The sequence below is a fragment of the Polaribacter sp. KT 15 genome (assembly GCF_900143115.1).
Lineage (GTDB): Bacteria > Bacteroidota > Bacteroidia > Flavobacteriales > Flavobacteriaceae > Polaribacter > Polaribacter marinaquae.
Genome location: NZ_LT670850.1, coordinates 2,572,997 through 2,586,065, shown reverse-complemented (window position 1 = coordinate 2,586,065; position 13,069 = coordinate 2,572,997). Strand labels below are relative to the sequence as shown.

At 30.4% G+C, this 13,069-nt stretch carries 9 protein-coding genes; all 9 read left to right on the top strand.

Translation table 11 applies throughout. The features are described 5' to 3' along the window. Window positions 1-2: 2 nt before the first annotated feature. On the top strand, window positions 3-419 hold the full coding sequence (locus tag B5464_RS11495; RefSeq protein ID WP_079738469.1) for a VOC family protein: 417 nt from the start codon (window positions 3-5) through the stop codon (window positions 417-419). A 71-nt stretch (window positions 420-490) separates the two neighbouring features. Beyond that, window positions 491-3,733 carry a S41 family peptidase gene (locus B5464_RS11490; protein ID WP_079738468.1) on the top strand — a complete coding sequence of 1,081 codons (3,243 nt, stop codon included), beginning with the start codon at window positions 491-493 and terminating at the stop codon, window positions 3,731-3,733. Between the two features lie 60 nt (window positions 3,734-3,793). Beyond that, the gene (locus B5464_RS11485; RefSeq protein ID WP_079738467.1) at window positions 3,794-4,654 is read left to right on the top strand and encodes an RluA family pseudouridine synthase; all 861 of its coding nucleotides are present in this window, start codon (window positions 3,794-3,796) and stop codon (window positions 4,652-4,654) included. An 84-nt stretch (window positions 4,655-4,738) separates the two neighbouring features. Next, the gene (locus B5464_RS11480; protein WP_079738466.1) at window positions 4,739-6,016 is read left to right on the top strand and encodes a hypothetical protein; all 1,278 of its coding nucleotides are present in this window, start codon (window positions 4,739-4,741) and stop codon (window positions 6,014-6,016) included. Beyond that, window positions 6,016-7,098, top strand: a complete 1,083-nt coding sequence (locus tag B5464_RS11475) for an AI-2E family transporter (RefSeq protein WP_079738465.1) — start codon at window positions 6,016-6,018, stop codon at window positions 7,096-7,098. The genes B5464_RS11480 and B5464_RS11475 overlap by 1 nt, the downstream gene beginning before the upstream one ends. Before the next feature lie 6 nt (window positions 7,099-7,104). Then, window positions 7,105-8,280, top strand: a complete 1,176-nt coding sequence (locus tag B5464_RS11470; protein WP_079738464.1) for a class I SAM-dependent methyltransferase — start codon at window positions 7,105-7,107, stop codon at window positions 8,278-8,280. Between the two features lie 74 nt (window positions 8,281-8,354). Further along, window positions 8,355-9,164 (top strand): formate dehydrogenase accessory sulfurtransferase FdhD, encoded by an 810-nt coding sequence (gene fdhD / locus B5464_RS11465; protein WP_079738463.1) that lies wholly within the window; start codon window positions 8,355-8,357, stop codon window positions 9,162-9,164. Beyond that, the gene (locus B5464_RS11460) at window positions 9,157-11,448 is read left to right on the top strand and encodes an FdhF/YdeP family oxidoreductase (protein ID WP_079738462.1); all 2,292 of its coding nucleotides are present in this window, start codon (window positions 9,157-9,159) and stop codon (window positions 11,446-11,448) included. Before fdhD ends, B5464_RS11460 begins: the two co-directional genes overlap by 8 nt. 19 nt (window positions 11,449-11,467) lie before the next feature. Then, window positions 11,468-13,006: a hypothetical protein gene (locus B5464_RS11455; RefSeq protein WP_079739018.1), complete on the top strand. Its 1,539-nt coding sequence runs from the start codon at window positions 11,468-11,470 to the stop codon at window positions 13,004-13,006. The last annotated feature ends 63 nt before the right edge of the window (window positions 13,007-13,069 follow it).

Sequence of the window (13,069 nt, the reverse complement as noted above, 5' to 3'; positions counted from 1 at the left end):
AAATGATTCAACCATTCCATTTAGCAATTCCTGTTCAAAACTTAGAAAAATGCAGAACTTTTTATAGAGAAATTTTAAATTGTGAAGAAGGTCGAAGTACAGAAAATTGGGTAGATTTTAATTTCTTCGGACACCAGTTAGTCATTCATCAAAAAGATGGCTTTAACCCAGAAAGAATTTCTAATCCTGTAGATGGTCACGATGTTCCCGTTCCACATTTCGGAGTCGTATTATCTTGGGAAGATTGGCAAAGTTTATCAGAAAGATTAAAAAAACACAACACTAAATTTATTATTGAGCCTTGTATCCGTTTTAAAAGCGAAGTAGGTGAACAAGCAACAATGTTTTTTCAAGATCCAGAAAAAAATGCTTTAGAATTTAAAGCATTTAAAGACATGAGCCAGTTATTTGCGAAGTAAGTTCGTTTTTTTTATGATTTATTTAAGTTTGATTTTCTGTATCTTTAATGATTCAATCAAACTTTATTCTCATGAAAAAAATTACACTTCTTTTTTTTGTAATTCTCAGTTACACAAGTTTTTCGCAAGGCACACGATTATTAAGGCAACCTACTTTAAGTAACAATCAAGTTGTTTTTGTACATGCTGCAGATTTATGGAAAGTTTCTATAAATGGCGGCAATGCTATTCGTCTTACCAGTGATGATGGTTATGAATCTAGTCCGAAATTTTCTAAAAACGGACAATGGGTTGCTTTTACTGCACAATATGATGGTAATACTGATGTTTATGTTGTTTCTATTAACGGTGGCGAACCCAAAAGGTTAACATACCATTCTGCTTCAGATAATGTGCAAGGATGGACGCCCGACGGAAAAATATTGTTTCGATCTAACAGAGAAAGTAGGCCAACGCAAACTAGTAAGTTTTATACAATTTCTATAGATGGTGGTTTGCCAGAAGCCTTCGATATTCCGAGAGCTGCTTATGGTGAAATATCAGAAGACAATAAATACATTGCCTACACACCAATTACAAGTTGGGATGCAGAATGGAGAAATTATAGAGGTGGACAAGCAATGCCAATTTGGATTGTAAATTTAAAAACTAAAGAATTAATAAAAACTCCACAATTAGATAGCGAAAGACATGTAAATCCTGTTTGGTATAATGGTGATGTTTATTACATTTCAGAAAGAGATTATACAGCAAACATTTGGTCTTACAATATCAAAACTAAACAAGAAACACAAGTTACATTTCATAAAAAATTTGACGTTAAAAACATTGATGCCAACCAAAATGGTATTGTTTATGAGCAGGCTGGTTTTTTACATTTGTTAAATCCAAAAACTAAAGAAACCAATCAAATTGTAATAAATGTTAAAGGAGATTTAAACTATTCTAGAACAAGGTGGATGAATGTTTCTGGCAGAAACTTAACCAATCCTAATGTTTCGCCAAAAAGTAAAAGAGCCATTTTTGAATATCGAGGAGAAATTTTTACAGTACCAAAAGAAAATGGTACTTGGCGAAATTTAACCAACTCTTCTGGTGTTGCAGACCGTTCTCCTATTTGGTCTCCAAAAGGAGATAAAGTTGCTTGGTTTTCTGATAAAAATGGTGAATATGAATTGGTATTAGCAGATCAAAACGGAAACAATCAAGAGTTTATAAAATTACCAAACCCTACTTTTTACTTTCAACCAGATTGGTCTCCAAATGGAAAATTTATAGCGTATACAGATACCAATTTTGTAATTTGGATTATCAATTTAGACACTAAGAAAATTGTAAAAGCAGATGCAGATGGTTTTGCGCATCCTAATAGAACCATGAATCCTAAATTCTCTCCTGATAGCGATTGGATTGTGTATGCAAAACAAAATGATAACAGCTTTAAATCGATCTATGCTTATCAATTAAGTACTAAAAAAACGGTTCAAATTACAGATAAAATTGCAGATGCAATTACACCTGTTTGGGATGCTTCTGGTAAATATATTTACACTTTGGCAAGCACAAATTACGGTTTACAAACGGGTTGGTTAGACATGTCTTCTTTCGACCCTAGTGTTACAAGAACATTATACACAATTGTTTTGAATTCTGGGGATAAAGCTCCTAATCTTCCAAAAACAGATGAAGAAGAAGCTTCAAAATCAAAACCTGATGATTCTAAAAAGAAAGAAAACAAAAAAGATAATGTTCAGAAAACTATAATTGATGAAAATGGAATTTTCGATAGAGCTGTCGCTTTAAATTTACCTGCTAGAAATTATGTTGGTTTATTAAAAGGGCCAAAAAATAAAGTTTTTGTTGCTGAATCAATCCCTAATTCTAGAGGTTTAACATTACATAGTTATGATGTTACCAAAGAAAAAGCAACAACTTTTGCTACTGGTGTTTCTACTATGACTGCATCAAGTAACGCAAATTCTATTTTATTATCTAAAGGAAGTAACTGGAGCATCAACAAAGCTACTGCAGCAAAAGCAGGTAAAGAAAACTTAAATACCAATTTAAAAATAAAGGTAGATCCTAAAGCAGAAGCTCATCAAATTTTTAAAGAAGGATGGCGTTACATGAGAGATTTTCTTTACGTAGATAATGTCCATGGAGCTCCTTGGGATGATATATACAAATGGTATTCTCCGTGGATAAATGATGTAAAACATAGATCTGATTTAAATTATGTTGTAGATATCATGAGTGGTGAAGTTGCTATTGGACATTCTTATGTTTCTGGCGGAGATTTCCCAAATATTAACAGAGTTGGTGTTGGTTTATTGGGTGCAGATTTAGAAAAGAATCGAGGTTTTTATCAATTTAAGAAAATTTATAAAGGCGAACGTTGGAATCCGAATATTTATGCTCCTTTAGGTTTACCTGGTATCAATGTAAATAAAGGTGATTATTTAGTTGCTATAAATGGTGTAGAATTAACTTCGGATATGAATCCTTATAAATTACTTGAACAAACTGCGGGCAGAGAAATTTATATCAAAGTAAATAACAAACCTTCTCTAAAAGATGCTAGATCAATTTTAATTACACCAACAGCAAGCGAAAGAGGTTTAAGAAATATAGATTGGGTAGAAAGTAATCGTAGAAAAGTTGATGAATTATCTAACGGAAAATTAGCTTACGTTTATGTACCAAACACAAGTAATCCTGGTTTTACATCTTTTAATAGATATTATTTTTCTCAGCAAGAGAAAAAAGGAGTTGTAATTGACGAAAGAAATAATGGTGGTGGTTCTGCAGCAGATTATATGATAGATATTATGTCTAGAGAAGTTGTTGGTTATTTTAATAGTAAAACAGAAAGTAGAAAACCATGGACAACTCCGATGGCAGGAATTTGGGGACCAAAAGTGATGATTATTAATGAAAGAGCGGGTTCTGGTGGAGATTTATTACCATATATGTTTAAAGAGAAAAACCTAGGACCATTAGTTGGTACAAGAACTTGGGGTGGTTTGGTTGGGACTTGGGATACTCCGCAATTTATTGACGGCGGAAGAATGGTTGCACCAAGAGGTGGATTTTACGATGTTGATGGTAATTGGGCTGTAGAAGCAGAAGGTGTAGCGCCAGATATTGAAGTTCATCAAACTCCCAAAGAGGTTTTGTCTGGTAAAGATCCTCAATTAGAAAGAGCAGTAACAGAAGCTTTACGTTTATTAAAAGACAATGAGTTTATTTTAAAACCAGAGCCAAAAGCACCTATTCGCTCTAAAAGACCAAAAGGATATCAAAAAGACAATTAAAATGATTAAAATAATTCCCACTTTTGTGGGAATTATTATTTTATAAAAAACTTTTATGTATTGAATTTACTAGAAACCCATTTTGTAAAAAAATTAGAGAAACCGATTCGTTTTCAAGAATACAGCGTCGGAATATTTAATGCCATACCAACAAAATCAGGAATTAAAAAAGCTATTAAAAAAGGTCATATTTTTATTGATGATAAAATAGCTACAACTGGAATATATATTTCGGGAGGAGAAAAAATAGATCTTTATGAATCTGAAAACACTTCAACTTTTGAAAGATTAAAATTAGATTTAGAAGTTTTGTTTGAAGATAACTATTTAGCTATTATTTACAAACCTGCAGGTATTTTAGTTAGCGGTAACAAATTTGTAACTATTGCAAATGCTTTATCGCAAAACCTTATTAAGAGTACGCTTGCAGATGCAGTTAAACCGCAACCAATTCATAGATTAGATTATCCAACTAGTGGATTGTTATTAATTGGCAAAACAAGTTTATCTATTATTGAACTAAGTAAATTGTTTAAAGAAAAGAACATCAGAAAAACATATTTTGCAGTAACAATTGGTAAAATGAACGCTAAAGGCTACATAGACAAACCAATAGACAACAAAGAAGCTTTTACAAATTATAAAGTTTTAGAATCCGTAATTTCTAAACGTTTCAATTTTTTAAATTTAGTAAAACTACACCCAGAAACAGGGAGAAAACACCAACTACGTAGGCATTTATTTTCTTTAAAAAATCCTATTTTAGGAGATAAAGAGTATTTTCTACAAGATAAAATACTAAATGGAAAAGGTTTGTTTCTACACGCAGCAACTTTAGATTTTATACATCCGTTTACGAAAGAAAAAATTACTATTTCGAAAGAATTACCTAAAAAGTTTAGAAAAATTTTCTGTCATTAAAAATCTATTTTAGATTATTCTAAAGAAAACAAATCATAACTTATTTAAAATTGATAAATTTACAGTCTAATTTATCTAATATTCATGAAGAAATTTTTCAAAATCCTAGGTTTTCTATTTTTAATTTTAATCCTATTTTTAGGTATTTATTACTTTGCTAATAACGAAAAATTACCAACCGGAGAAAAGGGTGAAAAAGCAGATGCTTTGGCAACTAAAATGTTAATAGCCTTAAATAAAGATGCTTTTGACACTACAGAAATTATAGAATGGAATTTTATAAACGAACATTTTTATGTTTGGCACAAACAAGAAAATTTAGTTGAAGTTTCTTGGGATGAAAATAAAGTTCTTTTAAAAACTAAAAACCCATCAGATTCTGAAGTTTATGTTAATGATAAACTTACTAAAAATGACGACTTAATTAAGCAGGCAGAAAGCTACTTTAACAACGATTCTTTTTGGTTAATTGCACCTTACAAAGTTTTTGACAGCGGTACAGAAAGACGTCTTGTAAATTATAACGATAAAGAAGCACTTTTAATTACTTACAAAACCGGCGGTTCTACTCCAGGAGATTCTTATTTATGGATTTTAGATGATAATAATATGCCGATTTCTTATAAAATGTGGACATCTATAATTCCTCTTGGCGGAGTATCGGCTACTTGGTCTGATTGGAAAAACACAAAATCTGGCATAAAATTACCTACTAAACATAAACTTTCGATTTTTGGATTAGAAATACCAATGAACAACGTAAAAGCTTACAATAAAAAAGCAGATGAGTTGGCGCACAAAATATTAAAAGCTATTAAACATGAAAACTATAAAAACACACGTTTTATAGAGTGGAGCTTTGGCGGAAGAAGGCATTTTAAATGGGACAAAGAAAATCATATTGCAGATGTTTCTTGGGACACAATTCGTGTAAACCTGCATCCACAAGCAAAAGAAAAAAGCACCGTTTATTACAATAATGTTAAGCAAGATATTGCTGATGAGAAAATTGTAAAACGTGCTTGGGATATTTTTAATAACGATTCTTTTTGGTTGGTTGCACCTCACAAACTTTTTGATGATGGTACCATTAGAACAATTAAAAAAGTAAATAATAAAGATGCGCTTTTAGTAAAATATACTTCTGGCGGAACAACACCCGGAGATTCTTATCTTTGGATATTGGATGAGAACTATGTACCAATTAGCTACAAAATGAATGTTGCTAGCATGAAAATGGTAGAAGTACCAGCAACTTGGCAAAATTGGATTACAACAGAAAGTGGTACAATGCTGCCAACTAATCATACTTTTGCAAATGGTAATAATTTAAGTATGGGAACTGTAAAAGCTTATAATTAATGACTTCTAAAACAATTGCAAACGGTATTTTAAGAGCTTTAGCTATAATAATTGGTATAGTTTTACTTGGTTATTTCTTGTATGCTATTCAGTCTGTAATTGTATATATTATTATTGCAAGTGTACTTTCTTTAATTGCGAGACCACTTATAATTACATTGCGAAGAAAATTAAAATTCCCCAATACGCTTGCCGTTGTTTTTACAATGATATTAATGCTTGGTTTCTTAACGGGCTTAATAGTTATGTTTATACCTTTAGTTGCAGAACAAGGTAAAAGCCTATCGTTATTAGAAGTAAATGAATTGCAGAACAATATTCAAGAAATTTTTAATCAAATAACTTCGTACTTTGCATCTAAAGGTATTGATGTTTTAAGCGAATTAAAAAATGTAGATTTTTTATCTCAATTTAAAGAAATACCAAACCTTTTAAATTCTGTTTTAGGCGCTGTTGGTTCTTTAAGTGTTGGCTTATTTTCTGTATTATTTATTTCTTTCTTTTTTATGAAAGACAGTCAAATATTAAAAAAAGGAGTGCTTGCAATTATACCAAACGGTACAGAAACAAGATTTTCTAAATCTTTAGAAACCATTAATAATTTACTTTCTAGATATTTTATTGGTTTATTACTTCAAATTACAATTCTATTTATTTTATACACTTTAATTTTATTAATTTTTGGTATTACCAATGCTGTTGTTATTGCTTTTCTATGTGCATTATTAAACCTAATACCTTATGTTGGCCCAATGATTGGTGCTGTTTTAATGTTTATTTTATCGATGACAAGTAATATTGGTTTAAACTTTCAAGAAGAAATCTTACCAACTACAATTTATGTAATGATTGGGTATTTAATTGCACAATTAATAGACAATTTTGCAAGTCAACCATTAATTTTTTCGAAAACAACTAAATCTCATCCTTTAGAAATATTTTTAGTAATTATTATTGGAGGCTTACTTTTTGGAGTTCTGGGTATGATAACTGCGGTACCTTGCTATACTGCTCTAAAGGTTATTTTAAAAGAGTTTTTATCTGATAATAAAATTGTAAAATCATTAACCAAAGACTTATAATTTCTTTTGAATTTAGCCATTTTACGTACAGAAGTTCAGCAATTTATTTTAGATCATTTAAAAGCTGATATTACCAAATTGATTTTAAAAGGAAGCCCTTTTAAAGATATTACTGTACAAGAACTGGCAAATCAAATTGTAGCAAAACAAAAATCTGACCAAAAATTACCTACTTGGTTTACTACGGATAAGATTTATTATCCTGCAAAATTAAGTATCGAACAAACTTCTTCTGAAATTACAGGAAAATACAAGGCAAATCTTGTAAAAGGAAATACTATTATCGATATTACCGGTGGTTTTGGTGTAGATTGTTACTATTTTTCTGAAAACTTCAAAGCAGTTACACATTGTGAAATTAATACTGATTTATCTGCAATTGTAAATCATAATTATCAGCAATTAGAAAAAAACAATATTGCAACTTTTTCTGGAAACGGATTGGATTTCTTAAAAAATACTGATCTCAATTTCGATTGTATTTATATAGATCCTTCTAGAAGAAACGATGCAAAAGGAAAAGTTTTTTTATTAAAAGATTGTTTACCAAATGTGCCAGAAAACATAGATTTTTTGTTTTCTAAATCGAGTATAATCTTAATTAAAAATTCACCAATTTTAGACATTACAAGTGCTATTAACGAACTTAAATTTGTCAAAGAAATTCATGTAATAGCAGTTCATAACGAAGTAAAAGAGTTACTATTCATTTTAGAAAAAGAGTATAATAATCCTATCAAAATCATTACCATAAATATTGGGAAACAAAAAACAGAAACTTTTAGTTTTATTTATAAACAAGAGTCTGTTTCTATTAATTCTGAACCACTTACCTATTTGTACGAGCCAAATGCTGCGATTCTAAAATCTGGCGGATTCCATCAAATTACAAATCAGTTAAACGTTTTTAAACTTCAGCAACACTCGCATTTATATACATCAGAAAATAAAATAGATTTTCCGGGTCGAACCTTTAAAATTGAACATATTTTAAATTACGATAAGAAGAAGTTTAAAAAAATCTTGTTAGATAATAAAGCGAATATTACGACTAGAAATTTCCCTAAAACAGTAGCGCAAATTAGAAAAGAAACTAAAATTAAAGATGGTGGAAATACATATCTTTTTTTAACAACAGATTATAAAAACAACTTAATTTGTATTGTTTGCTCCAAAGCATAATCACCTAGTTCCCTCTTAAATTAACTACACTATTTTCTTTATTTTTTTACGTTTAAAGGTTAACTTTACGGCTTATGCAAACATTTATTTACCAAGGATTAAAAATTACAGACTCAAATCAATCTTCTACTGAAGATAATTTAGTTGTAGAAGCACCTTTACAGATAAATATTAATAATGATGCATATACTGTTGTAATGCGAACGCCTGATAACGATTTTGAACTTATTAGAGGTTTACTTTACGCTGAAGATATTTATAAAAAAAGTAGTGCTCTTGAGTTCGAAATCATAAAAACTACACAGAATATTCCTGCAATTATAAATGTAAACATCAGCAAAGAAAACTTAGGAAAAGGTTATTTAAACAAACGTACTTTATTGTCTGTTTCTTCTTGCGGAATTTGCGGAAAACAAGAATTAAAAGACTTAGAAATTTCTGGAAAAAAATTATCAAATAAAAATCTTCTTTCAGCAAACAACATTCATAAAATGTTTGTTAAAATGAGCGCTTTACAAAACACTTTCAAAGATACTGGAGGTAGTCATGCAGCTGCAATTTTTGATAAAAAAAATAATTTATTGTCTATTAAAGAAGATATTGGTAGGCACAATGCAGTAGATAAAATTGTTGGCGATTTATTAATCAATAATAATTTAAAAGCTGCAAATTATTTATTGGTAAGTGGTAGAGTTTCTTATGAAATCGTTTCGAAAGCATTTATCGCTAAAATACCTGTAATTATTGCCGTTTCTGCTTGTTCTTCTTTAGCTGTAGATTTTGCTAAAGAATTCGGAATCTGCTTAATAGGTTTTACTAGAGAAAACAAAATGACAGTTTACGCAAATCCATCATACATTCAAAATAACGAAACTTATGTCTAAAAATACAAACGCACAACCACCAGAAAAACTTACCGGAATTAAGTTAAAAGACATTCCAGATTCTGCGGTTGGCTTTAAAGCAATTACCTCTGCATTAAAACATGTTACAGAAGAAGCTGGTTTTGTAAAAGGTATTGGTTTATTAAAAAATTTAAATCAAAAAGATGGTTTTGATTGCCCTGGTTGCGCATGGCCAGATCCAGATGCTAAAAGAGCTTTTTTAGCAGAATATTGTGAAAACGGTGCAAAGGCTGTTGCCGAAGAAGCTACCAAAGATAAAGTTTCGCCGCTATTTTTTGCAACACATTCTGTTAATGAACTTTCTAAATTATCTGATTATGAAATTGGAAAAAGCGGACGAATTACACAACCCATGTATTTGCCAGAAGGAAAAGATAACTACGAAGAAATTTCTTGGGAAAACGCTTTTTCTATAATTGGACAAGAATTAAATGCTTTACAATCTCCAGACGAGGCAATTTTTTACACCTCTGGAAGAACAAGTAATGAGGCAGCATATTTATATCAATTGTTTGTTAGACATTACGGTACTAATAATTTACCAGATTGTTCTAATATGTGTCATGAATCTAGTGGTAGTGCACTTTCAGAAACGTTAGGAATTGGTAAAGGATCTGTTACTTTAGACGATTTTAATCATGCTGATTTAGTTATAGTTATGGGGCAAAACCCAGGAACTAATCACCCAAGAATGTTAACTGCATTAGGAGAAACTAAAAATAATGGCGGAAAAATAATTACTGTAAATCCGTTACCAGAAGTAGGCTTACTAAATTATAAAGATCCACAGAATCCATTAAAATGGGTTGGTTCTGGTCAAGATTTAACCGATTTATTTTTACAAGTAAAAATAAATGGTGACGTTGCCTTACTTAAAATTATTTTAAAATTAATGAAAGAAAAAGAAGTAGCATTGCCTAATTCTGTTTTTAATCATGAATTTATAAATAGCAAAACCGAAGGTTTAGACGCTCTTTTAAATGATCTTGATACTTTTTCTATTGAAGAATTATTACCTCAAACAGGTTTAACCCTAGAAGAAATTGAAAAAGCTACCGAACTAATAATTAATAATGAAAACATCATTATTTGTTGGGCAATGGGTTTAACTCAGCATAAAAACGCGGTTGATAACATTAGAGAATTGGTAAATATTCTTCTGTTAAAAGGAAGTATTGGTAAAAAAGGTGCCGGAACTTGCCCCGTTCGTGGTCATTCTAATGTTCAAGGAGATAGAACTATGGGTATTTGGGAAAAAATGCCAGATTCGTTTATCGATAATTTAGAAAAAGAGTTTTCATTTAAAGCACCCAGAAAACATGGTTATGATGTTGTAAACTCTATAGAAGCTATGCATAACAGTAAAGCTAAGGTTTTTATTGGAATGGGTGGTAATTTTGTTTCTGCAACTCCAGATACAGAATACACAGCAGATGCATTAAGAAACTGTAATCTTACCGTTCATATTTCTACAAAACTAAATAGAAGTCATTTAATTCACGGTAAACAAGCATTAATTTTGCCGTGTTTAGGACGCTCAGAAAAAGATATTACTACCAATGGAGAACAATTTATAACCGTAGAAAATTCTATGGGAGTTGTGCATCAATCTAAAGGTCATTTAAAACCTCACTCTCCTTTTTTATTAAGTGAAACTGCAATTGTTGCAGGTATGGCAACTGCTACTTTAGTTAATTCGAATGTGAACTGGACCAAACTTGCTTCTGATTATGATTTAATCAGAAATAAAATTGAAGCAACAATTCCTGGTTTTGATAACTATAATGAAAAAGCAAGAATTAAAAGCGGCTTTTATTTACCCAACAACGCTAGAGATAACAACTTCTCTCCTACTGCCACAGGAAAAGCAAATTTTACACTAAATCAACCATCTGATTTAAATTTAAATAAAAATGAATTTATAATGATGACAATTAGAACTCACGATCAATATAATACAACTATCTATGGCTTAAATGATCGATATAGAGGAGTTTTAAACGAAAGAAGAATTGTTTTTATGAATGAAGAAGACATGAAAGAAAACAATTTAAATCAATTAGATTTAGTAGATTTGGTGAGTCATTTTAACAATCAAAAAAGAATTGCAAAAGGATTCTTAGTTGTAAAATACGATATACCCAAGCAATGTACAGCAACTTACTTTCCAGAAGCAAATGTACTTGTACCAATAAAAAGTGTGGCTAGAAAAAGTAACACACCAACATCAAAAACAGTTATTATTACAGTTGAAAAAAGATAAAAATTTTAAAATTACACTTGTGAAAAACTATTTATTAATTTTAACTACCATTTTTTGCACTCAAATTCTTACTTCTCAAACGAATTTAGTTCCAGAAAAAAAAGTGCAAAACGGATTTTTAAAAGTAGATTTTTTATCTATTGAAATGCCACAACTAGAAATTCCTAATGAGCCAAACATGGGATTTTCAGGAATACATTATAATTTATTTTTAAATGATGATTTGTACGCAGGTTTAGGTATTTATGGTGCTGTAACTGGTAGAAGAGGTGGTTTTTTTACACTTGGCGTTAATGCTGGATACAAGAAATTTTTAACCGAAAAATTATTTATAGATACCGGTTTTCATTTTGGTGGTGGCGGTGGAGCAGCTGCGGCAGATGGTGGAGGTGCCTTTATTTTACCCCACTTTAATTTAGGTTATAAATTTGATCATTTCAACTTAAATGCTGGTTACAGTTATGTGAACTTTTTTGATGATGGAAAAATTAACGGAAGTCAATTAAATTTTGCAGTAGAAATCCCGGTAAACTTTAATTATTCTGATTATAATGTTATTGATGAAAAATTTTCAATTCAAGATTTAGAAAATTCATCTTGGAATAATCCTACTAAAAAATCATCTCTAACAATTCATTTTAATAATTTAAAAGCTACTAAAGCTAAAAATTATGCAGGAGGAGTTATTGAAGGCAAAACAATTAGATTAGCAGGTTTTGAATTTGCAAATTACATTACAGAAAATTGGTTTGCCTTTTTAAAGCTAGATGGGGCTTATAGCGGAATTAGAGCCGGCTATATGGATGTTTTATTAGGAGCTGGTTACAATTTCTCTTTTAATAAAAATAGAACAAACATATTAACCAAACTTGCAATTGGCGCCGGTGGTGGCGGTGGAGTTAATTCTGATGGTGGATTTATGATTTCACCAGATATTTCTATCGAACAGAAATTATTTGGTAATACTTACTTAGCATTAAATAAAGGATATTTATTTACACCAAACACAGAATTTTTTACAACTTCTACTTACGGATTTGGTCTAAAATATTATGTAGATAGAAATGGGACACAATCAAGTTATAAAAACTTTAAAGAAGGTAAATTTAAGGGAATACAACTTATTGTAAAGCAAGATTGGTATTTAGATGCAGAACGTATGGAATTAGATACAGAAGATATGCACCAAATATCTTTACAAGTTAACTTTGATCTTTCTAAAAATTTATATGTAGCAGGTCAAACTTCATTTGCTAACTTTGGTAATGCAGGTGCTTATGCAGAAGGAATTGTTGGATTAGGTCTTAAATCTGGTAAATTTTTTAATAAAAGTACCACGATTTTTACACAAATTTTAGCAGGTGCAGCTGGTGGCGGAAACATTAGCACAGGCGAAGGATTGATTATAAAACCAAGTTTAGGAGTTAATTATCAACTAACTAATAAAGTAAGCTTAAGAAGTGCTGTTGGTTATGTAAAAGCTAAAGGAGGCGAATTGAGCAATCCGTTTTTAAATTTTGGATTAAATTTTGATTTCTCCTTTTTGAATATGAAATAGTTTTAGTATATTTGTATTATCAATTTTAATTAATTGAACTCCCTACATTAAATTTATAATTAA